We start from the raw sequence: 20,579 nt of genomic DNA on the forward strand, positions 1-20,579 counted from the left end.
GCGCTAGGAAACGGCCTCTTCGCGCTTCACCTTGAACCATGCCGCGTACAACGCCGGCAGGAACAACAGCGTCAACACCGTCGCCACGATCAAGCCGCCCATGATCGCCACCGCCATCGGCCCGAAGAACGCCGAACGCGTGAGCGGAATCATCGCGAGTACCGCGGCGAGCGCCGTGAGCACGATCGGGCGGAAGCGCCGCACCGTCGCTTCGATGATGGCGTGCCAGCGATCGTTGCCGTGTGCGATGTCCTGTTCGATCTGGTCGACGAGGATCACCGAGTTGCGCATGATCATCCCCGCCAGTGCGATCGTGCCGAGCATCGCCACGAAGCCGAAGGGCACGCGGAAGACCAGCAGGAACAAGGTCACGCCGATCAGGCCCAAGGGCGCCGTGAGCATCACCATCGCCGTGCGCGAGAAGCTGCGCAACTGCACCATCAGCAGGGTCACCACGACGAACAGGAACAAGGGCAGGCCCGCGTTGATCGAGTTCTGCCCGCGCGCCGAATCCTCCACGGTGCCGCCGGTTTCGAGCAGATAGCCTTCCGGCAGGTCCGCGCGGATGCCCTCCAGCGTCGGCAGGATCTGCGCGACCACCGTCGGCGGCGTCAGCGTGTTGCGGATGTCCGCGCGCACGGTGACTGTCGGCAGGCGATTGCGATGCCAGATGATGCCGTCCTCGAAGACGTACTTCAGCGTCGCGATCTGCGAGAGCGGCACGACCGTGCCGTTCTGCGTCGGCACCGCGAGGCTTCCGAGCAGATCCAGGCGCGTGCGCTCATCGTCGGCGCCGCGCAGCAACATCTCGATCAACTCGTTGCCTTCGCGATACGTGCTGACGTGCAGGCCCGACAAGGAACCGGACAGGAACTTCGACAACCCCGCCGTGCTCACGCCGAGCGCACGCGCGCGTTCMTGGTCGATCTCCAGTCGCACGACCTTGCTGGGTTCGTCCCAATCCAGGTTGACGTTGGCGACATTCGGATTGGCGCGCACCTTCGCTCCGACCTGTTTGGCGTAGGCGCGCACGCGATCGGTGTGTTCGCCCGAGACGCGGAATTGCAGCGGGTACCCGACCGGCGGGCCGTTCTCCAGCCGCGTCACGCGCAACTGCAAGGCCGGGAATTGCGGCGCGACCTCCTCGATCAACCATTTGCGGACGTCTTCGCGCGCCTTCGAATCATGCGTGCGCACGACGAACTGCGAGAAGTTCGCGGCGGGCAGTTGTTGATCGAGCGGAAGATAGAAGCGCGGCGAACCGGTGCCGACGTACGCGACGTAATTGTCGACGCCCTCGCGCTTGCGCAGCAGCGCTTCCAGGCGTTTGGCCTGCGATTCGGTCGCCTTCAGCGACGAGCCTTCGGCCAGTTCCATGTCGACCATCAATTCCGGCCGCGTGGAGTCGGGGAAGAATTGTTGCGGCACGAAGCGGAACAGCAGGATCGACGCGACGAACGCCGCCGCCGTCATCGCGATGACGGTCTTGCGATGTTCCAGGCACCAGCCGAGCAACCCGCGAAAGCGCTGGTAGAAGCGCGTGGCGTGCGGATCGTGCGCCTCCTGGTGCTTCTTGTGCAGGTCCGGCAGCAGGCGATCGCCAAGATAGGGAATGAACAACACCGCCGCGACCCAGGACACGACCAACGCGATGGTCACGACCTGGAACAGCGAGCGCGTGTACTCGCCCGTGCTCGAGGCCGCGGTCGCGATCGGCAGGAAGCCGGCCGCGGTCACCAGCGTGCCGGTGAGCATCGGGAAGGCCGTGGTGTCCCAGGCGTAGCTCGCCGCCTTCAGGCGCGAGAAGCCCTGCTCCATCTTGATGGCCATCATCTCCACCGCAATGATCGCGTCGTCCACGAGCAGGCCGAGGGCGAGCACCAACGCGCCGAGCGAAATCTTGTGCAGGCCGATGCCGAAGTAGTGCATGACCGCGAAGGTCATCGCGAGCACGAGCGGGATCGACACCGCCACGACGAGTCCCGTGCGGAAGCCCAACGAGAAGAAGCTCACGACCAGCACGATCGCGACGGCCTCGGCGAGCACCTTCACGAACTCGCCCACCGATTCACTCACCGCATGCGGCTGGTCGGACACCTTGCGCAGTTCCATGCCCGCCGGCAGCGAGCCCTGCAGGCGCGCGAACTCGCGCTCCAGGGTCTTGCCCAGGCGCAGGATGTCGCCGCCGTCCTTCATCGCGACCGCGATGCCGATGGCGTCCTGGCCCATGAAGCGCATGCGCGGCGAAGCCGGATCGGCGAAGCCCCGTTCGATCGTCGCGATGTCGCCGACGCGGAAGGTGCGATCGCCCACGTGCACCGGGAAATCGCGGATCTCGTCGACTGAACGCAACGCACCGGTCACGCGGATCTGGATGCGGTCGCTGCCGGTTTCGAAAAAGCCCGCGGGCACGACGGCATTTTGTTCGGACAGCGCCGTTTGCACCGCACTGAGCGGAATGCCGAGCGTGGCGAGCTTCGTATTCGACAACTCGATCCAGATCTTTTCGTCCTGCAGGCCGACCAGTTCGACCTTGCCGACGTCGGGGATGCGTTGCAGTTCGAGTTCGACGCGTTCGGCGTAATCCTTCATCACCGCGTAGTCGAAGCCTTCGCCGGTGAGCGCGTAGATGTTGCCGAAGGTGTCGCCGAATTCATCGTTGAAGAACGGACCGACCGTACCTTCGGGCAGCGTCGGCTTGATGTCGCCGACTTTCTTGCGCACCTGGTACCACAGCTCCGGCACGTCCTTCGACGGCAGCGCATCGCGCGCCATCATGATCACCTGCGACTCGCCGGGCCGCGAGTAAGCACGGATGAATTCGTACTTGCCCGTGGTCATCAGCGCTTTCTCGATGCGGTCGGTGACCTGCTGCGAGACTTCGTCGGCCGTCGCGCCCGGCCACACCGTGCGCACGACCATCGCCTTGAAGGTGAACGGCGGATCTTCCGATTGCCCCAGGCTGCGATAGCTCATGAAGCCGAGCACCGCGAGCACGAGCATCGCGTAGACGATGAGCGTGCGGTTGCGCAGCGCCCATTCGGAGGCGTTGAAGGACGGCATGTCAGCGCGCCTTCGGCAGCGGGCGGTTCTCGCGATCCACCGGCGCGACGACCTGGCCTTCGCGCAACAGGTGTCCGCCGGCGGCGACGACACGGTCGCCCGCGCGCACGCCCGTAAGCACCGGCACCGATTCCGCGCCGAAGGGCCCCACGCGCACGGGCACGCGCTTCAACGCATTCGTGCGCGGATCGACGACCCACACCGACATCTCGCCCTTGTCGCCGCGTTGGAGCGCGGACAGCGGCAGGCGCAGCGCGATCGTCGTCGCGGTGGGTTTCGCGGCGGCGATGTAGACGCGCGCGCTCTGTCCGAGTTCGACGGCCTTCGAAGCGTTCGGGTCGAGTGCGATGCGCGTGGCGTAGGTGCGCGCCTGGCGATCGGCGGCGGCGCTGATTTCGCGGATGCGGCCGGGCAGGCGTTCGCCGGGCTGGCTCCACAATTCCACGAGCACGGGTTGGCCGACGGCGAATTCGCGGATGCGCGATTCGGGCAGCGAGATCGCGACTTCGCGGCCGGTATCGCCGGCGAGCGTGTAGATCGCCTGGCCCGAAGTGACCGTTTGACCCGCTTCGGCTTCGCGCGTGGCGATCACACCGTCGCGCGGCGCGCGCAGTTGCGTGTACGCCGATTGGTTGCGCGCGACATCGCGCTGCGCTCGCGCCGCGCGTGCGTTGCCCGCGGCGGCGGCATAGGCCGCATTTTGTGCATCAAGCGTCGAGCGGCTCACGAGTTGTTCGTTCGCCAATCGTTCGTAACGTTGCTTGTCCGATGCAGCGCGCGCGAGTTCGCCTTCGGCCGCGGTCACCTGCGCTTGCGCGGCTTGCGCCTGTGCGCGCAGGTCTTTCGGATCGAGTTCGGCGAGCACGTCGCCGCGATGCACGCGATCGCCCGCATCGACCAGGCGACGCACGATCTGCCCACCCACGCGGAAGGAGAGCGGGCTTTCTTCGCGTGCACGCACTTCGCCTGCGAAGGCGAGCGGCTCCGCGTCCGGGCCCTGGCCCGGCGTGACGACGAGCACGGGCCGCGGCGCTTCGACCGCAGCCTCATCCTTGCCGCAGGCGCCTACTGCGACCGCGATGCATGCGGCCGTCACGATTGATCGAAAAAATAGGCGATCGGTGGGGGGATGCCGGTGCATCCTGCGCTGCATGGCCATGCGGATCTCGTCGGGGGCGCTTATTGAACTGGCCGGTAGACTATAAATAGCGAACCCAACAGTCCAGTATTTCGTTATAGTAACGAGCATGTCGCAGCGATCGAAAGCCAAATCCGCGGTTGCCGCAGGCCCCCTTCCGCCTGAGAAGCGGCAGGCCGGTCCCGGTCGCCCCAAGGACCTCGGCAAGCGGGCCGCGATCCTCGAAGCCGCCAAGCGGCTGTTCGTCGCGCAAGGCTTCGCCGGCGTGAGCATGGATCAGATCGCGGCCGACGCCGGCGTCTCCAAGCTCACCGTGTACAGCCATTTCGGCGACAAGGACGCGTTGTTCGCCGCCGCGGTGCAGGCGCATTTCGAGCAGCAGCTGCCCGAATCCCTCTTCGCCGCGGCCGATGCCGCGCCGCTGCACGAGGGCCTGATGCAGATCGCGCGCGCGTTCTTCGCGATGATCATGGATCCCGACGCGCTGGCCGGGCATCGGATCATGTGCACGCCGCAGGTGGTCGAGACCGGCATGACGCAGCAAGCGTGGGCCGTCGGCCCGCAGCGCGCGATCGACCGGGTGGCCGATGTCCTGCAGCACCACGTGGAAACCGGGGAACTGGAGATCGCCGATATCCCCCGCGCGGCCTCCCAGTTCCTGTGCCTGGCCAAGGGCGACCTGCACCAGAAGGTGATCTTCGGGTGCGGCCCCATGCCGGACGCGCGGGAGGCGACAGCCCAGCTGGAAGGCGCCGTGGACATGTTCCTGCGGGCCTACGCCACCCGGAAATGACGGTCGGGTGGGCCCCGCATGACCAAGGACCCGCTGACTTCCGGCACTGAGTTGGAGTGTGCTACCACAGCGATGCTGTGCCTGCCGGGCGTAAAATGCCCGGCTTTCTTTGCGAGACGAACGAGATGACGATGGACTACGCCAAGGCCCGCGAACTGATGGTCGAACAACAGGTTCGCCCGTGGGACGTGCTCGACCCGCGCGTGCTGGATGCGCTCGTGTCGATTCCGCGCGACGCGTTCGTCGACCAGGAGAACCGCGGCCTCTCCTACGCCGACGTGGCGCTCCCGCTGGGCCACGGCGAATTCATGATGAAGCCCGTCGTCGAGGGCCGCGTGCTGCAGTCCATCGCCGCGCAGGAAGGCGAGGACGTGCTCGAGATCGGCACCGGCAGCGGGTTCCTCACCGCGTGCCTGGGCCGCCTGGCGCGCGAGGTGCACAGCATCGAGCTGCACGCCGACCTCGCCGATGCCGCGCGCGCCCGCCTGGATGCACTGGGCCTGGGCGCGAACGTGCGCATCGACGCCGCAGATGCCTTCGCCTTCGATACCGAACGCCGCTTCGACGCCATCGTCGTGACCGGCGCCGTCGACACCCTGCCCGCCCGTTTCCTGCAATGGCTGCGCCCGGAGGGCCGCCTGTTCGCGGTCCGCGGCGCCTCGCCGGCGATGGAAGCGGTGGTGGTGCGCAACGGCGTCAACGGTCCGCGTATCGAATCGTTGTTCGAAACCGACCTGCCTTACCTCGTCGGCGCCGCACCCGCGCCGCGATTTGATTTCTGACGCCCGATTTCTGACCTCCCCCCATTTGTCATTTTTGATCCGGAAGGAACCCGCATGAGCCGTCGTCCCCTCGTCATGGCCCTCGCCTTCGCCTTGCTGCCCTGCGTCGTGCATGCCGAAGACCTGCTGCAGACCTACGAGCTGGCACGCGCCGGCGATCCGCAGTTCTCGGCCGCCGAGTCCAACCGCCTCGTGGTCAAGGAAGGCCGCGTGCAGGCGCGCGCGCTGCTGTTGCCGCAACTCAACGGCCAGGCCAGCTATTCCAAGTCGAACGAAGACGCCAGCGGCCAGCAGGTCTTCGCCGGCACGCCGCTGGGCACCAACGATTCCACCAGCGACACCACCACCCGCCGCTACGGCCTCACGCTGGACCAGATGGTCTTCGACGGCTCCCGTATCTCGCGCCTGCGCAGCGCCAATGCGCTGAGCGAAGCCAGCGACTTCAACCTGGAATCGGCGGGCGACCAGCTGATCACGCGCACGTCTGCTGCTTATTTCAACGTACTCGTGCAGCTCGAGAACCTCGCCGCCGCCGAGTCGTCGGAAACCGCGCTGAAGAAGCAATTCGACTTCGCGAGCAAGCGCCTGGAAGTCGGCCTTGCGCCGATCACCGACGTGCACGAAGCGCGTGCCCAGTACGACACCGCGCGCGCCAACACCATCACCGCGCAGAACCAGGTCGCCGATGCCTACCAGGCGCTGGCCGAAATCACCGGCCGCCCGGTGGCCAACCTCAAGGGCCTGCCGGAAGACTTCCAGCCGCAACTGCCCGAACACGCCGACGAAGACGCGTGGGTGAAGACCGCCTTCGAAAACAACCCGGCCCTGCGCGCGAAGGAACTGCAGGTGAAGTCGGCCGAGCAGGATGTCTCCACCGCGCGCGCCGGCCACCTGCCGACGCTGTACTTCGGCGGCGACTACGGCAACACGCACTCCGACGGCGACACGACCAACAACCTCACCGGCGCGGAAACCGCGTTCGACAACGAGAGCCGCGCGCGCTCCTTCGGCCTGACGCTCAACGTGCCGATCTTCGCCGGCGGCGCCACGCAGTCGGGCGTGCGCGAAGCGCTCGCCACGCGCGACATCCGCCAGGACGAACTGGAACAGGACAAGCGCTCGCTGGAGCGCGCCACGCGCAACGCCTACCAGGTGGTCGTCGCGGGCGTGAGCGAAGTCGAAGCGCGCCGCCTCGCGGTGGTCTCGGCGAAGGCCGCGTACGAAGCCTCGCAGGTCGGCCTGGAAGTCGGCACGCGCACCGTGCTCGACGTGCTGGTCAACCAGCGCAACCTGTTCCAGGCGCAGCAGGCCTTCGCGCTGGCGCGTTACAACTTCCTGCAGAGCGTGCTGAACCTCGAACAGGCCGCGGGCACGCTGGACGTCGAGGACGTGCAGCGCGTCAACCGCTTCCTGACGGTCAACGTCTCGGCCGCGGTGCAGCAGCCGACGCAGTAAGCGATTCGTTCGTTGCGATCCAACGAAGCCCGCCGCAAGGCGGGCTTCGTCGTTTCAGCGCGCGCCGCCCGGCAACACCGGCGCGATCATCGCCAGGCTGCGCGCGAGCGCGCCGCGCCCTTCGTGCACCAGGTGCAGGCCGGCGTCGACCATCTGCTTGCGCGCGGCTTCATCGGCGAGCAGCGCGTCGACATTTGCGAACACGCCTTCGACGTCCTGCGCGATGCGCACCGCGTGCGCTTGTTCGAGACGCCGCGCGATGTCGGTGAAGTTGTGCAGGTGCGGCCCGGTCACGATCGCCGTGCCGACCGCTGCCGGTTCCAGCAGATTGTGTCCACCGATCGGTTGCAGGCTGCCGCCCACGAACGCCACCTGCGCGCACGCATAGAACGCCATCAACTCGCCGAGCGTATCGACGACGAAGACATCGTCGGCCGCACCCGGCCATCGCGTGAGGCGGCGCGTGGCGACGTTCCACCCGGCCGCGTGCGCATGGTCGACCGCGGCACGGAAGCGCTCGGGATGCCGCGGCGCCCACAGCAGCAACAGGCCCGGATGTTTCTCGCGCAGGCGACGGTGCAGGTCGATGACATCGGCTTCCTCGCCCTCGTGCGTGCTCGCGGCGATCCACGCCAGGCGATGGCCCGCGTGCGCGTGGAATTGCGCGAGGAAATCGTCGAGCCCTTCGGGCGCCTGCGTGTCGAATTTCAGATTGCCCAGGTCGACGACCTGCTCCGGCTTCGCACCCAGTTCGACGAAGCGCTGCGCATCGTCCGCCGATTGCGCACCGACGCGACGCACCGTGCGCAACGCGCGGCCGACGATCGGCGCAAGCACGCGATAGCCCTTCAGCGAACGCGCCGACAGCCGCGCATTGAGGATGTAGGTCGGCACACCGTGGTCGCGGGCGCCGAACAACAGATTCGGCCACAGCTCGGTTTCGAGGATCAGCCCCGCGCGCGGGCGGAAATGTTCGAAGAATCGCCGCACGGCGCCCGGGATGTCGTAGGGCAGATAGACGTGCTGCACCGATTCGCCCCACAGCGCCCGCACGCGCGCCGACCCGGTCGGCGTGATGGTCGTGACGAGCAGCGGCAGGTGCGGATGCAGCTTGCGCAGGGCGTTGACGACGGGGGCAGCCGCGTTCACTTCCCCGACGGAGACGGCGTGGACCCAGAGCGTGTCGCGCGGAGCGTCGTCGTCCTGCAGGCCGCGGTAGGCCGCGTAGCGTTCGTTCCAGCGCCGGAAGTAGGCGCGTTGGCGGAAGCCGCGCCAGATCAAGTGGTAGGCGGTGACCGGCAACAGCACATACAGCGCGACCGAATACAGGCCGCGCAGCAAGCGCTCGATGGGGTCCTTCCGCATCGTCGCAGGATACGGGGGAGGTCTTGTCGGCGGAAGGGCAAGACACTGTTCGTGCACACCCGCCCTTAGAATCCCCCAATGACGCAAGACCCCAACACCGACCGCCCGCCCCTGGGCCCGAGGCACTGGCCGACCTGGATCGGCATTGGTTTGATGGCCGCGTTCGCGCGCCTGCCCTGGCCGCTGCAACGCGGGCTGGGCCGCGCGATCGGCGCCTTGCTGCGCGTGGCGATGCCCGCGCGACGTCGCATCGCCGAGCGCAATCTCGAATTGTGTTTCCCCGAACAGAGTGCCGCCGCGCGCGATGTGTTGCTGCGCGATCACTTCGCTTCCCTCGGCATCGGCCTGTTCGAATTCGCACGCGCCTGGTGGGGATCGGTCGATCCGATGCGCAAAGGCCTGGTCGTCGAAGGCCTCGAACATGTGCAGGCCGCGCGCGCCGGTGGACGCGGCGTCATCGTCGTCTCCGGTCACTTCACCACGCTGGAAATCTGCGGCCGCCTGATGTGCGACCACGTACCGCTCGCCGGCATGTACCGCCCGCACGCGGAGCCGGCGATGGAATGGGCCGTGAAGCACGGCCGGCTGCGCTACGCAGCGGCGATGTTCACCAAACTCGAGCTGCGCCCCGCGGTGAAGCACCTCAAGCAGGGCGGCTTCCTCTGGTACGCGCCCGACCAGGATCCGAGCCGCGGCGACACCGTCTTCGTCCCCTTCTTCGACCAGCCCGCGAACAGCCTCTCGTCGACGCACCAACTCGCGCGCCTGTCGGGCGCGGCCGTGGTCGCGTTCCAACACATGCGCCGCGCCGATGGTGGCTACACGCTGCGCATCGTGCCGGGGCTCGAGGGCATTCCGTCGAAAGACGCGACGGCCGATACCGCGCAGGTCATGGCCGCGATCGAAGCGATGGCGCGCGCGGCGCCCGACCAATATCTGTGGATCCATCGCCGCTTCAAGCGGCAACCCGACGGCACTTCGCCCTACGCCTGATCCTTGCGGCGCTGCGTTTCCAGCACCTTGGCGTACTTCAGGAAGGTGTAGAACCCCTGCGTGCGCGCGGCGAGATAACCGGCCCAACCGTCGAGGAAATAGCGCTTGCCGATGTAGAGCTTGAGGAAGGCGATCGTGGGCTGGAACAGGATGCGCGCACCGAGCCCGCGGATGCCGCGGCGATGTTTGTGCACGACCATGCCGCTGGAATAGCGGTTCACCTTGTCGACGCGATCGGCCAGGCGCGGCTCGCCGTAATGGCGGAAGGGCGCGCGCAGATCGCGGCGCACGCCGTCGACGACGGGCGCGGCATGCACGGGCACATCGTTCATGCGACCGCGCGATTTGCGGAACAGGCGCAGCTGCCAGTTCGCACGCGTTCCCAGGTGCGCCCATTTCCAGAACAACCATTCCTGCCGCGGCAGGCGGTAACCGTCGGCGCGCGGCGCATGCAGTTCGCGTTCGATCTTCTCCTGCCCTGCCTCAGTAAGGTGTTCGTCGGCGTCGAGCAGCAGGATCCAGTCGTGCCGCGCCATGTCGATCGCGCGCTGTTTCTGCGGGCCGTAGCCTGCGAAGGGATGTTCGGCGATGCGCGCGCCGTGGCGTTTCGCGATTTCGACCGTCGCATCCGTCGAACCCGAATCCAGCACGATGCGCTCGTCGCAGAAGGCGAGGCTGTCCAGGCACGCATCGAGCGTGGCGGCGTTGTTGAACGTGGTGACCACGCCGGAGATCGGCGCGCGCATGCTCACGCGCGGGGTTCCACAGGCTCGGCGTCGCGCGCAAGCAGGCTGCCGGCGTAGAGCGCGGCGAGCATCAATACGAGCCCGCCCCAGAACGTCGAATACGAGGCCAGGTGCGTGTTGAACGGGAACAGCGTGACCACCAGCGCGAGCATCGCCGGCCGCGCGTGTTCCCGCGCGATCGGATCGGCGTAACGCCACGCACGCCAGCCGAGCGCGAGGCCCGCGAGCCACATCAACAGGCCGAAGGTGCCGGTTTCGCTGGCCACTTCGAGGATCCACTGATGCGCGTGCAAAGCCGGGCCTTCGCCCCAGGCTGCGAGACTGCCCTTGCCCGGATCGCATTCTGCGAAGGCATCGCGGAACCCGCGCGCGCCCACGCCGTTGAACCAGTGCGTGCGATACATGCACGTCGCCGCCGACCAGATGCGCGTGCGGCCGGACAGCGCGGTGTCGACGTTGGCTTCGTTCGTCGAGGCCAGTTGCGTGGTGCGCTCGATGCGTTGCGCGACCTGCGGCACGAAGGTGCCGAGCACGACGAGCGTGATCGCACCGACGGCGAACACCATCAGCAGGCGCTTGAACCCCAGCACGCGCCAGCCCGACCACAGCAGCACCAGCGCATAGACGATCCACGCCGCGCGCGCACCGGCGAGCAGCACCACCGTGCCGATACCGAGCGCTGCCACGCACCAGCCCGTGACGCCAAAGCGCTTGGCCGCGTAATACAGGCCGAAGGGCGAGAGGCTCGCGAGCATCGGACCGAACTTCAGGTTGCACGGCCCGAGTATGCCGCTGAGGCGGTCGAGCGTCTGCTCGGCCTCGACGCTGCACATGCCATGTCCGCTCATCGCGTGCTTGATCGAATCGATCGCGAAGAACAAGGGGCTCGTGCCGAGGACGGCCTGCAGCAGCGCGTCGATCGTCCAGATGCCGACGATGATCGCCAGCCCGCCGAAGGTGATGCGCCGGCCGCGTGCGTCGGCCACCGCGGCCGCGACGAGCCACAGGAACGGAAGGTAGCGCAGGTCGACGGCCGCCTCGCGGAACGCGCGCGCCGGGTCCACCGCATCGAAGGCCGACACCGCTTCGGGCAGCCAGTACGCGAAGAACAACACGCTGGTGAGCGCCCATGCAGGCGCGCTCAGCAGCTGCGCACCGCCGCGGAAGCGGACGAGGAGCAGCTTGAAGATCGCCGCGAGCGCGCCGAGGACGAGCACGCCTTCGGCATAGCCGGGCGCGGGCCACAACGCGACGAAGGCCAGCACCCAGGCCGGAGCCCAGCGCCAGCCCACGGGCGTTTGCGCAATGTCAGTGCCGTTCGAGTTCCGCATAGACCGCGAGCGTCGCCTCCTGCATCGCACGCAAGGTATGGGGCATCGTAACCGGACGCGGCGGCGATGCGTCGAGCAGCGCGTTCGCCGTGCGCTCGAGCAGCGTCCCGTCGAAGGGCGGCACGGCCCCGCGGGGATCGAAGCGGTGCAGCAACTCGCCGACGCCGCCGTGGTCCCAGCCGACCACGCTGCGCCCGGTCACGATGGCTTCGAGCACGGTGCGGCCGAAGGCCTCGGGCCTGCGCGAGAGTTGCAGCACCAGGTCGCTCGCCGCGTAGGCATCGGCGATCGCATTGGTCGGCGGGGTGAAGGCGACGAAGTCGGTGATGCCCAGTTGCGCGGCCAGTGCGTGCAATTCGCCGAGATAACGGGCGCGGTCGTCCTCGCGGCTGCCGGGCGACCACAGGCGCGCATCGCGCCCGCCCGCACGCAGCGCCGCCAGCAACGTCAATGCATCCGAATGGCCCTTCAGGCGCGTGCCGCGGCCTGGCAACAACAACAACGGACCATCGCCTCCGAGTGCGGGATGCAAGGTGGCCGCGCGACGGCGCGCATCGCGATCGGGCCAGGGACGATGTGGGAATGCCTGCACATCGACGCCGCGCAGGATCACGCGCAGCTTGTCCGGATTCGTGCGCGGGTAATGCAGCATCACGAAATCGCGCACCGTCTGCGACACGCAGATCACGCGTTCGCCGCTGGTCATGATCGCGCTGTAGCGCGACGGCGAATTCAGTCCGTGCACGCTGGTCACCCAACGCGGCGCGTCGGCGCCCATGCCGCGGATCGCGCGCCAGCCGATCCATGCGGGCAGACGCGAGCGCGCATGCACCAGGTCGACGCGTTCGCGTTCGAACAAGCGCCGCAAGGCCGGCACGTGGCGCAAGGTGAGCGGCGACTTGCGGCCGATGTCGAGGGTGACGTGTTCGGCGCCGACCGCGGTCAGCCGCGGCACCAGGCGCCCACCGGCGGACACGACGATCGCGCGATGGCCCGCGCGCACCAGGGCGTCGGCGATTTCCAGGGTGGAACGTTCGACGCCGCCCGCATCGAGTGCGGGCAGCAATTGGACGATCGTCCGGCGTGTGCCAGGCATCGCCCAGCGATCTTCAGTCGACCAGCACGAAGTGCGCGCCGCAGTACGGGCACTGGCTTTCCCCGCCCTCCGCCTCGATGGGCAGGTAGACGCGCGGGTGCGAATTCCACAACGCCATCTCGGGCAGCGGGCAGCTCAGCGGCAGGTCGGCGCGACGCACGTCGTAGCGCATCTTCGCGTTGGCCGGGGCACCGGCGACGGACGGATGGGAGTGCGGATGTTCGGCCATGGCGCGGGGACTTCGGCTGGAAATGGTGCGGGCCGAAAGTCTAGCAGCCGGCCCGTTAGCTTATGCGGGCAGGTCGAAGAACAGCACGTCGGCCGGATCGCTGCCGCGGCCTTCCAGCCGATGCGTGCCGCTTTCCTGCGCGAAGCCCAGCGCATCGCCGGCCGTGAGCTTGCGACCGTTCCAGGCGACATCGCCGGTGGCGACGTGCAGCCAGTACTTGCGCGCCGGATCGAGGACGACGTCGACCGATTGCCCCACCGACAGGCGCACCGCGCGCAGCCACGCTTGCTGGCGAATCGGCAACCCGCCTTCGGCGCCCTCGGGCGCGGCCAGCGTCTGCCAGCGCCCTTCGCGCGCGGCCGCATCGAATGCACGCTGCTCGTAGGCCGGTTGCGCATTGAGCCGATCGGGCTGGACCCAGATCTGCAGGAAATGCACCGGCGCATCCTTCGCGCCATTGAACTCGCTGTGCTCCACCCCGTGCCCGGCGCTCATCCATTGCACTTCGCCGGGGCGCAGCACGCCTTCGCCGCCGGCGTTGTCCTGGTGCGCGAGCGCACCGGACAGCACGACGCTCAGGATTTCCATGTTCGCGTGCCGGTGCGGCGGAAACCCGCCGCCCGGCGCCACGATGTCTTCGTTGATCACGCGCAGCGGCCCGAACCCCATCCACTGCGGGTCGTGATAGTGGCCGAACGAGAAGGTATGGCGGCTGTGCAACCAGCCGGCCGACACTTCGCCGCGCGCCGCCGCGGGCCGCTCGATGATCATTTTTTCGCATCCTCGGGCTGGGGCACGGTGGCCTCGGTGGTGATGCGCAGTTGGATCTCGTCGCTGACGTTGGGGATGAACTTGGCCACGCCGAATTCGCTGCGCTTGATCGTGGTGGTCGCGCCGAACCCGACCTTCGCCTCGCCGTTGCGGCCCTGGCCGGTCTTGTTGAGCGTGACGTCGAGCACGACCGGCTTGGTGACGTCGCGGATGGTCAGATCGCCGGTCACCTTGAGCTTGTCGCCCGCGCCCTTCTCGACCTTGGTGCTCTTGAACGTGGCGGTGGGCCACTTCGCGGCGTCGAAGAAATCGGCGCTCTGGATGTGCTTGGTCAGGTCGGGCACCAGCGCATCCAGGCCCGACAGCGGCAGCGTGACATTCACGCTGGAGGCTTCGACCTTGTCCGCGTCGTACACCAGCGTGCCGTCGACGTTGCCGAAATTCGCGATCGGGTTGGAGTAACCGAAGTGGTTCCAGCTCGCGATGACCTGCGTGTGGTTCGGATCGAGCTTGTAGGTGGCGGGCGCAGCCTGCGCCAGGCCGGCAGCCAACAACAGTGAGGCGAAAAGCAACTTGCAGCGCATCGTGCGATTCCTTTGCATGGGGGTGGAATGACAGGTACGGATCGAAGGGCTCAATCGATGCGGCAGGCTTCGTCGAAATTCAGGCGCGGCGAGCGCGGGAAGATCGACGCCGGGTCGCCCTTGCCGAGGTTGACGAGGAAGTTCGAGCGCCACGTGGTGCCCGGGAAGAACGCCGCATCGACCTTCGCGTTGTCGAAGCCCGACATCGGCCCGCAATCCAGGCCGATCGCACGCGCGGCGAGCAACAGGTACGCACCCTGCAGGCTGCCGTTGCGCAAGGCGATGGTGCGCAGGTCGGCCTCGGGCTTCGTGTCGAACCAGCCGCGCGCATCCGTATGCGGGAACAACACCGGGACCTTTTCGAAGAACGCCATGTCGTAGGCGACGATCGCCGTGCACGGCGCGGCCATCGTCTTCTTGTAATTGCCTTCGTCGAGCGCGGGGCCGAGCTTGGCCTTCGCTTCGGGCGAACGCACGAACACGTAGCGGGCCGGGCAACTGTTGGAGGTGGTCGGGCCCCACTTCAGCAGGTCGTAGAGCCGGTGCAGCGTCGCGTCGTCCACCTCACCGGTGAACCGGTTGTAGGTGCGGGCCTGCCGGAACAACTGGTCGAGCGAGGCGTCGGGCAGCGTCGGCTTGAAGGCGTTCTGATCTTGCATCGCGGGTGCGGTCCGTGCCATGGCGCGCAGTTCGCGCCGAGACACGCAGTGTAGAGTGTCGCGCGTCAAGCGGCCCAGACACGGCCGCAACGCACCCATCCGACCGATGGAACACGCCTCGATGCCGCAATCCCCAGTCGCTTGCTGGACGCTCACCGACGGCCGCGCGGGCAACGTGCGGCAGGCGCGTGCGCTGGCGGCCGCGATGGGCTTCGCCGATGCGCGGGACGTCGCGCTGCGGCCGCGCGCACCGTGGCGCTGGGGCGCGCCCCGTGCCCTGCCCGGCAGCGACCACGCGTTCACGGGCTTCGCCCCGCTGCTCGATGCGCCGCCGGCGATCGCGATCGGCTGCGGCCGCCAGGCGGCGCTCGCCACGCGCCGCTTGCGCGAACGCGGCGCGCGCACCGTGCAGATCCTCGACCCGCGCCTGCCGCCGGCCTTGTGGGACCTGGTGGTGGCGCCCGAACACGATGCGCTGGCGGGCGACAACGTCGTCACGCTGGTCGGCAGCCTGCACCCCGTCGACGATCTGTGGCTCGCGCAGGCGCGCAGCGACTATTCGATCCTCGCGCCGCTCGCTTCGCCGCGCACGGCCTTGTTGCTCGGCGGGCCGAGCGATCACGCCACGTACGACGCCGACGCGCTGTCGCGCGATCTGCAACGCCTGGCAGTGCGCATGCGCGTGGAAGGCGGCAGCCTGCTGGCGACCACGTCGCGCCGAACGCCGCCGGAGTGGGCAGCGGCGCTGCGCGCGCAGTGCGGCGACATTCCCGGCCTGCGCTGGTTCGCACCTTCGACCGCGGGCGGCGACGACAGCGACAACCCCTATCCCGGTTTGCTCGCGTGGGCCGACCGCATCGTGTGCACGGGCGATTCGGTGAACATGCTCAGCGAAGCCTGCGCGACGCGCGCGCCGGTGTTCGTCCTCGGCGGCGATGCGGTGCGCGGGCGCATCCAGGCGTTCCATGCATCGCTCGATCGCCTGGGTCGCGTGCGGCCCTTCGACGACACGCTCGCGCCCTACGAAGTCGAACCCTTGCGCGAAACCGCACGCGTGGCCGCGGAAGTGCGCACCCGCCTGGGCCTATAGCGGCAATCCGCAACGCGCGGTCGCCTCGCCGATCACCACGCGCGCCTGCGCGATCGCATCGGTCTCCGCCATGATCCGCGGCCGCCGATCCAGCGTGCAGCGCAAGCCCGCTTCCAGCAACGCCGCGTGCGCCGCGATCAACGCATCGCAACGCGCGCCCTCCATCCATGCGTCCTCGCAGGCAACGCGCAACAGACCGGGCGTATCGCGTGGCACCAGCCACCGCGCATCGTCGTCCGCGCGATCCAGCACGCGCCATTGCAACAGGAATTCCAGGTCGACCAAGCCGCCCTGCCCTTGCTTGAGGTCGAACCGCGCCGCATCGCTGCGATCGAGTTCGGCGCGCATGCGTTGGCGCATCTGCACGACTTCGTCGCGCAAGGTCGCCGAATCGCGCGCACGCGCCAGGGTCTGCGCACGCACCTGTTCGAAATCGGAGAGCAACGATGCATCGCCCGCGACACCGCGCGCACGCACGAGGGCCTGGTGCTCCCACGTCCATGCGCGCTCGCGCTGGTATTCGGCGTAGCTGGCCAGGCTCGAAACCAGCAATCCCTTCGCACCATCGGGCCGCAAACGCACGTCCACCTCGTAGAGCCGACCCGCGCCCGTGACCGTGCCCAGCAGCGCCACCAGCTTCTGCGCGAGCCGCGCGAACCAACGCGACGCATCCAGCGCACGCGCGCCATCGGAGTGCGCGTCGGACGGCGCGTCGTAGAGGAATACGAGATCGAGGTCGGAACCGAAGCCCAGCTCCTCTCCGCCGAGGCTGCCATAACCGACCACGGCAAAACGTGCACCGGGGACGCGACCATGCGCCTGTTCGACTTCGCGCCTGGCCAGTTCCAACACGACGACGACCACGGCATCGGCGAGCCAGGCGAGTTGGCGTGCGCTGTCCTGCGCGGACTGGCGCGCGTCGAGCGTCGCCATCGCGATGCGGAAACTCAGCGCCTGGCGGACCTCGTTCAGCGCCATCAGTGCCGCTTCGGTGTCCTCCTCGCGCAGCGCCTGGTTGCAGGCGTCGGCGAGTGCGTCGCGATCCGGCAGGGTTTCCGCGCTGCGACGATCCAGGAGTTCGTCGAGCAACAGCGGATGCGCGGCGATGCGTTCGGCCAGCAACGCACTGCCGGAAACGACATCGACGAGCCGCGCGAGCGCCGCCGGTTGTTCGTCGAGCAAGGCCAGGTAACTCGCGCGGCGCAGCAAGGTGTGCAGCAACGGCAGCACGCGACGCAAGGCCGCATCGGGTTGCGAGGAGCGAGCAGCCGATGCAAGCAGCGCAGGCAACACGCGATCCAGCCGCGCGCGCGTCGCATCGGACAAGGTGCGGACGCCCGGGGCGCGCGCGAAGTCGCGCAGGCTTCCGTCGAGTGTTTCGGTATCGCGGAAGCCGGCGTCGATGAGCGCCTGCGCGTCGCCGGCGTCGGGTAACGCGCGCCAGTAAGTCGCCAGTTCGCTCGGCGCCACCGCGCGACCACGCGGCGCGAGCAGGGCTTCGAATTCGTTGGCCACGCGGGCGCGGTGCACATCGAGCGCGGTGCGCAACGCCGCCCAATCCTCGAAATCCAATCCGCGCGCGATGCGGTGTCGGTCGAGTTCGTTCGACGGCAACGCGTGCGTCTGCGCATCGCGCAACATCTGCAGGCGGTTTTCCAACCGGCGGTGGAAACGATACGCAGCGGCCAGCGCGCGGCCCGTTTCGGGTGCGACTTGTCCAGCCTGCACGAGGGCCTCGAGCGCCGGCAACAATCGGCGCTCGCGCAAGACCGGCTCGCGCCCGCCGCGGATCAGTTGCAGCGCCTGCACCAGGAATTCGATTTCGCGAATGCCGCCGGGGCCGCGCTTGATATCGTCCGCCAGTTCCTTGCGCGCGACTTCCGCGGCGATCGCCGCCTTCATTTCGCGCAGGCCGTCGAGCGCGCCGTAATCCAGGTAACGCCGGTAGACGAAGGGACGCAGCGTTTCCAGGAAGCGCAGGCCCGCGCCGATGTCGCCCGCCACCGGCCGCGCCTTCTGCCAGGCATAGCGTTCCCAGTCGCGGCCTTCGCGCTGGAAGTACTGCTCCATCGCCGCGAAGGGCAAAGCCACGCGCCCGGCGTTGCCGAAGGGACGCAGGCGCAGGTCGACGCGATGCGAAAACCCGTCGGCGGTGGTTTCGTCGAGCAACTTGGCGAGCTGTTGTCCCAAGCGCGCGAAGTGATCCTCCGCCGCGAGGGCGCGCACCCCGGCGCTCTGTCCGTCCTTTTCGTAGGCATAGACCAGATCGACGTCGGAGGAGAAGTTCAGTTCGCCGCCGCCAAGTTTCCCGAGCCCGAAGACGACGAGCCGTTGCACGCTGCCGTCGGCCGCACGCACGTGCCCGAAGCGTTCGGCGAATTCGCCTTCCAGCGCCTCGAGCGCGGATTGCAGGCAGGTTTCGGCCAGGCGGGTGGTGCCGGCGAGCGTCGCATCGACGTCATCCAGGCCCGCGACATCCCGCCAGATCAGCCGCGTGGACTCGGCGGTGCGATGGCGGCGCAGCATCGCAGGCCATTCGCTGCGCGCCTCGCGTGCGAGCACGAGCGGCGGCGTGGGCGCGTTCGATGCGAATGCATCGACGAGCGCGGGCTGCTTCAGCAGGGTTTCGATCGCGAAATCGCTCGCGCGCGCGAGTGCGAACAGGTTCGCTTCGATCTCGGGTGCCCAGGGCGTGGGCACGGTGGCGCGCAGGCGTTCGAGTTGGCGCGCGGCGTATGCGTCGGCGGGGTCCGTCATCGCTCCATGATCGCATCGCAAAAGAAAAAGCCCGCCCCGGACGAACCGGTTGCGGGCCTGCTCCCTCCCCCACGTCGGGATGCGTGCCGAGAGTGAAGGAATCGTTAGATGGTTTGCACGCTGCACTGCAAAAAAGGACTCGCGGGTACAGAAAATCCTAGGCCACGACCTGTGCCAGCACTGCTTCTGCGGCGATTTGCCCGGATTCGCAACCGCCCTCCATGAAGCCCTGGGTCTCGAGCGCGCAGTGCTCGCCGGCGAAGAACAGCGGGCCGACGGGCTCGCCCATCACGCCGCGCAGGGTCGACCAGTCGTTGGGGCGGAAGCAGGCGTAACTGCCCAGCGTCCAGGGATGGGTGGGCCAATGGAAACGCGCCTCGCGCGGATGCGTGCGGGCGGCGGCGAGCCCGGGCCACACGCGATCGAGCGCGGCCGTCGCCGCATCCGCCTGCGCGCGCGGGGTGCCCTGGCCCAATTCCACGCCATGCCGGCCACCGGTGAAGTTGGTCAGCACCCCCGCCGGGCCGATCTGCTTGCGCGTGGTGTCCCACGTGGTCTGGTAGGACAGGTCCGACATCGATGCGCCGTTTGCACCCTGCGTCCGCCAGGGCCGACGGTCGTAGCCGATCATCAACTTGGCGTTCGTGCCGTAGGCCAGGCGATCGATCGCGTTCCGCTTGCGTTGGGGCAGCGGGTAATCGATCCGCACGTTGCGCAGCAGCGTGAACGGCAGGGCGAGGATCGCCTGGCCCGCGTGCACGTCGATGCTCGCCCCATCGCGGCGGAAGGTCAGGCGCACGCCATCGCCGTCCTTGCGCACGGCCTCGAGCACGTGCCCGGTTTCGATCGACTCGCCCATGCGCGCGGCAAGGATGCGCGGGATCTGGTCGTTGCCGCCGCGCACGTGGAAGCGTTCGTCGCTTTCCCCGAAGACCTTGAACGCGTTGGCGTCTTCGGTGCCGATGAAGGTCAGGAAATTCAGCGCGCTTTGCTGGTCGATCTCCAGCCCCATCTCCGTGGTGTAGGCGACGTCGATCAACTTGCGCAGCCAGCCGGACACGCCGTGTTTGTCGAGCCATTGCGCGATCGACAGCGCGTCGAGCGCGCGGAATGCGGGATTGGTATCGCGGTAATCCAGCGCACCCTCGCCGAGGGCGGCGACGTCGGCGTCGATCGCAGGCACGAGCGGGACGAAGGCGCGCACGATCTCCGCCTCGTCGATGCGGCGCCCGTCGAACCACCAGGTATCGGCGTCCGTTTCCTCCTTCAGCAGATCGTCGAGCTCGAGCCCCATTTGTTGCGCGAGCTTGCGAATGCGCACATGACCGGTGTCGATCAGTTCGCCGCCCAGCTCGATGACCTGCCCGTTCGGGAAATGGTTGCGCAGGCTGAGCATGCGGCCGCCGACGCGCGATTGCGCTTCATAGATGCGCGAGGACACGCCGGCCTCGCGCAGGCGCCACGCGGCACTCAGGCCCGCGATGCCCGCGCCGACGATGACGACGTCGGCCGCGCGCGGCTTGTGCGCGACCGGCGCGCACGCGGTGAGCGCGAGCCCCGCGGCCGCGCCCTGCAGCAGGCGGCGACGCGTCGCATCCACGCGCATTTCGTTTCCGCGCCCGTGGAATTCATCGAGCGGCATGTCCACGGTCGCGGCGTTGCGCGCGATCCGCGCGGCGCGTTGCAGCAGGGCGAACAACGGCGTGCGTGCCATGGCGAACCTTGTG

Annotated in this window: 17 protein-coding genes; 5 read left to right on the forward strand and 12 right to left on the reverse strand. The window is 68.2% G+C overall.

Annotation, left to right across the window (positions count from 1 at the left end; all coding sequences use genetic code 11):
• Window positions 1–3 precede the first annotated feature (3 nt).
• Window positions 4–3,063, reverse strand: coding sequence for an efflux RND transporter permease subunit (locus AC1DOM_RS09395; protein ID WP_498962556.1), 3,060 nt, complete (start codon window positions 3,061–3,063; stop codon window positions 4–6).
• A gap of 1 nt (window position 3,064) precedes the next feature.
• Complete coding sequence (locus AC1DOM_RS09400) at window positions 3,065–4,159, reverse strand: efflux RND transporter periplasmic adaptor subunit (protein WP_498962558.1); 1,095 nt, start codon at window positions 4,157–4,159, stop codon at window positions 3,065–3,067.
• 151 nt (window positions 4,160–4,310) lie between these two features.
• On the opposite strand from AC1DOM_RS09400, the gene AC1DOM_RS09405 reads away from it, so the two are divergent.
• The 3 genes from AC1DOM_RS09405 (at window position 4,311) to AC1DOM_RS09415 (ending at window position 7,231) form a co-directional block, all read left to right on the forward strand.
• Window positions 4,311–4,994, forward strand: coding sequence for a TetR/AcrR family transcriptional regulator (locus AC1DOM_RS09405; RefSeq protein WP_498962560.1), 684 nt, complete (start codon window positions 4,311–4,313; stop codon window positions 4,992–4,994).
• Window positions 4,995–5,119: 125 nt separating this feature from the next.
• Complete coding sequence (locus AC1DOM_RS09410) at window positions 5,120–5,776, forward strand: protein-L-isoaspartate O-methyltransferase family protein (protein ID WP_498962562.1); 657 nt, start codon at window positions 5,120–5,122, stop codon at window positions 5,774–5,776.
• A 54-nt stretch (window positions 5,777–5,830) separates the two neighbouring features.
• Window positions 5,831–7,231 carry a TolC family outer membrane protein gene (locus AC1DOM_RS09415; RefSeq protein WP_498962564.1) on the forward strand — a complete coding sequence of 467 codons (1,401 nt, stop codon included), beginning with the start codon at window positions 5,831–5,833 and terminating at the stop codon, window positions 7,229–7,231.
• A 54-nt stretch (window positions 7,232–7,285) separates the two neighbouring features.
• Here the strand turns inward: AC1DOM_RS09415 and waaA are convergent, their stop codons facing one another.
• Window positions 7,286–8,596 carry a lipid IV(A) 3-deoxy-D-manno-octulosonic acid transferase gene (gene waaA, locus AC1DOM_RS09420; protein WP_498962566.1) on the reverse strand — a complete coding sequence of 437 codons (1,311 nt, stop codon included), beginning with the start codon at window positions 8,594–8,596 and terminating at the stop codon, window positions 7,286–7,288.
• A 78-nt stretch (window positions 8,597–8,674) separates the two neighbouring features.
• Between waaA and lpxL the strand changes: the two genes are divergently transcribed.
• The gene (gene lpxL / locus AC1DOM_RS09425; protein WP_498962568.1) at window positions 8,675–9,589 is read left to right on the forward strand and encodes an LpxL/LpxP family Kdo(2)-lipid IV(A) lauroyl/palmitoleoyl acyltransferase; all 915 of its coding nucleotides are present in this window, start codon (window positions 8,675–8,677) and stop codon (window positions 9,587–9,589) included.
• Here lpxL and AC1DOM_RS09430 read toward each other — a convergent pair.
• From AC1DOM_RS09430 to AC1DOM_RS09460, 7 genes are read right to left on the reverse strand one after another with little or no spacing between them, the layout of a single operon-like run.
• Window positions 9,580–10,335: a glycosyltransferase family 2 protein gene (locus AC1DOM_RS09430; protein WP_498963000.1), complete on the reverse strand. Its 756-nt coding sequence runs from the start codon at window positions 10,333–10,335 to the stop codon at window positions 9,580–9,582. The two genes, lpxL and AC1DOM_RS09430, sit on opposite strands and share 10 nt — an antisense overlap.
• Before the next feature lie 2 nt (window positions 10,336–10,337).
• Window positions 10,338–11,666, reverse strand: a complete 1,329-nt coding sequence (locus AC1DOM_RS09435) for an O-antigen ligase family protein (RefSeq protein ID WP_498962570.1) — start codon at window positions 11,664–11,666, stop codon at window positions 10,338–10,340.
• Window positions 11,644–12,762: a glycosyltransferase gene (locus AC1DOM_RS09440; RefSeq protein ID WP_498962573.1), complete on the reverse strand. Its 1,119-nt coding sequence runs from the start codon at window positions 12,760–12,762 to the stop codon at window positions 11,644–11,646. The genes AC1DOM_RS09435 and AC1DOM_RS09440 overlap by 23 nt, the downstream gene beginning before the upstream one ends.
• 13 nt (window positions 12,763–12,775) lie before the next feature.
• Entirely contained in the window at window positions 12,776–12,991 is a 216-nt protein-coding gene (locus tag AC1DOM_RS09445; protein WP_498962575.1) for a zinc-finger domain-containing protein, read from the reverse strand.
• 60 nt (window positions 12,992–13,051) lie between these two features.
• On the reverse strand, window positions 13,052–13,762 hold the full coding sequence (locus AC1DOM_RS09450) for a pirin family protein (RefSeq protein ID WP_498962577.1): 711 nt from the start codon (window positions 13,760–13,762) through the stop codon (window positions 13,052–13,054).
• On the reverse strand, window positions 13,759–14,346 hold the full coding sequence (locus tag AC1DOM_RS09455) for a YceI family protein (protein WP_498962579.1): 588 nt from the start codon (window positions 14,344–14,346) through the stop codon (window positions 13,759–13,761). The genes AC1DOM_RS09450 and AC1DOM_RS09455 overlap by 4 nt, the downstream gene beginning before the upstream one ends.
• Window positions 14,347–14,396: 50 nt before the next feature.
• A complete protein-coding gene (locus AC1DOM_RS09460) occupies window positions 14,397–15,005 on the reverse strand; it encodes a malonic semialdehyde reductase (protein WP_498962581.1) in 609 nt (202 codons plus the stop codon).
• Between the two features lie 106 nt (window positions 15,006–15,111).
• Between AC1DOM_RS09460 and AC1DOM_RS09465 the strand changes: the two genes are divergently transcribed.
• Complete coding sequence (locus AC1DOM_RS09465; protein ID WP_498962583.1) at window positions 15,112–16,095, forward strand: mitochondrial fission ELM1 family protein; 984 nt, start codon at window positions 15,112–15,114, stop codon at window positions 16,093–16,095.
• Here the strand turns inward: AC1DOM_RS09465 and glnE are convergent.
• Both glnE and AC1DOM_RS09475 read right to left on the reverse strand, forming a co-directional pair.
• Window positions 16,090–18,852, reverse strand: coding sequence for a bifunctional [glutamate--ammonia ligase]-adenylyl-L-tyrosine phosphorylase/[glutamate--ammonia-ligase] adenylyltransferase (gene glnE / locus AC1DOM_RS09470; protein WP_498962585.1), 2,763 nt, complete (start codon window positions 18,850–18,852; stop codon window positions 16,090–16,092). The genes AC1DOM_RS09465 and glnE overlap by 6 nt on opposite strands.
• A gap of 157 nt (window positions 18,853–19,009) precedes the next feature.
• Window positions 19,010–20,566 carry a flavin monoamine oxidase family protein gene (locus AC1DOM_RS09475; RefSeq protein WP_498962587.1) on the reverse strand — a complete coding sequence of 519 codons (1,557 nt, stop codon included), beginning with the start codon at window positions 20,564–20,566 and terminating at the stop codon, window positions 19,010–19,012.
• Between the last annotated feature and the right edge of the window lie 13 nt (window positions 20,567–20,579).

The organism is Lysobacter sp. P5_B12, assembly GCF_056400425.1.

Excerpts from the sequence above, each read along its gene's own strand:
- AC1DOM_RS09405 (WP_498962560.1), top strand. The coding sequence starts at position 4,311 with ATGTCGCAGCGATCGAAAGCCAAATCCGCGGTTGCCGCAGGCCCCCTT.
- AC1DOM_RS09410 (WP_498962562.1), top strand. The coding sequence starts at position 5,120 with ATGACGATGGACTACGCCAAGGCCCGCGAACTGATGGTCGAACAACAG.
- AC1DOM_RS09415 (WP_498962564.1), top strand. The coding sequence starts at position 5,831 with ATGAGCCGTCGTCCCCTCGTCATGGCCCTCGCCTTCGCCTTGCTGCCC.
- waaA (WP_498962566.1), bottom strand. The coding sequence starts at position 8,596 with ATGCGGAAGGACCCCATCGAGCGCTTGCTGCGCGGCCTGTATTCGGTC.
- lpxL (WP_498962568.1), top strand. The coding sequence starts at position 8,675 with ATGACGCAAGACCCCAACACCGACCGCCCGCCCCTGGGCCCGAGGCAC.
- AC1DOM_RS09430 (WP_498963000.1), bottom strand. The coding sequence starts at position 10,335 with ATGCGCGCGCCGATCTCCGGCGTGGTCACCACGTTCAACAACGCCGCC.
- AC1DOM_RS09435 (WP_498962570.1), bottom strand. The coding sequence starts at position 11,666 with ATGCGGAACTCGAACGGCACTGACATTGCGCAAACGCCCGTGGGCTGG.
- AC1DOM_RS09440 (WP_498962573.1), bottom strand. The coding sequence starts at position 12,762 with ATGCCTGGCACACGCCGGACGATCGTCCAATTGCTGCCCGCACTCGAT.
- AC1DOM_RS09445 (WP_498962575.1), bottom strand. The coding sequence starts at position 12,991 with ATGGCCGAACATCCGCACTCCCATCCGTCCGTCGCCGGTGCCCCGGCC.
- AC1DOM_RS09450 (WP_498962577.1), bottom strand. The coding sequence starts at position 13,762 with ATGATCATCGAGCGGCCCGCGGCGGCGCGCGGCGAAGTGTCGGCCGGC.
- AC1DOM_RS09455 (WP_498962579.1), bottom strand. The coding sequence starts at position 14,346 with ATGCGCTGCAAGTTGCTTTTCGCCTCACTGTTGTTGGCTGCCGGCCTG.
- AC1DOM_RS09460 (WP_498962581.1), bottom strand. The coding sequence starts at position 15,005 with ATGCAAGATCAGAACGCCTTCAAGCCGACGCTGCCCGACGCCTCGCTC.
- AC1DOM_RS09465 (WP_498962583.1), top strand. The coding sequence starts at position 15,112 with ATGGAACACGCCTCGATGCCGCAATCCCCAGTCGCTTGCTGGACGCTC.
- glnE (WP_498962585.1), bottom strand. The coding sequence starts at position 18,852 with ATGACGGACCCCGCCGACGCATACGCCGCGCGCCAACTCGAACGCCTG.
- AC1DOM_RS09475 (WP_498962587.1), bottom strand. The coding sequence starts at position 20,566 with ATGGCACGCACGCCGTTGTTCGCCCTGCTGCAACGCGCCGCGCGGATC.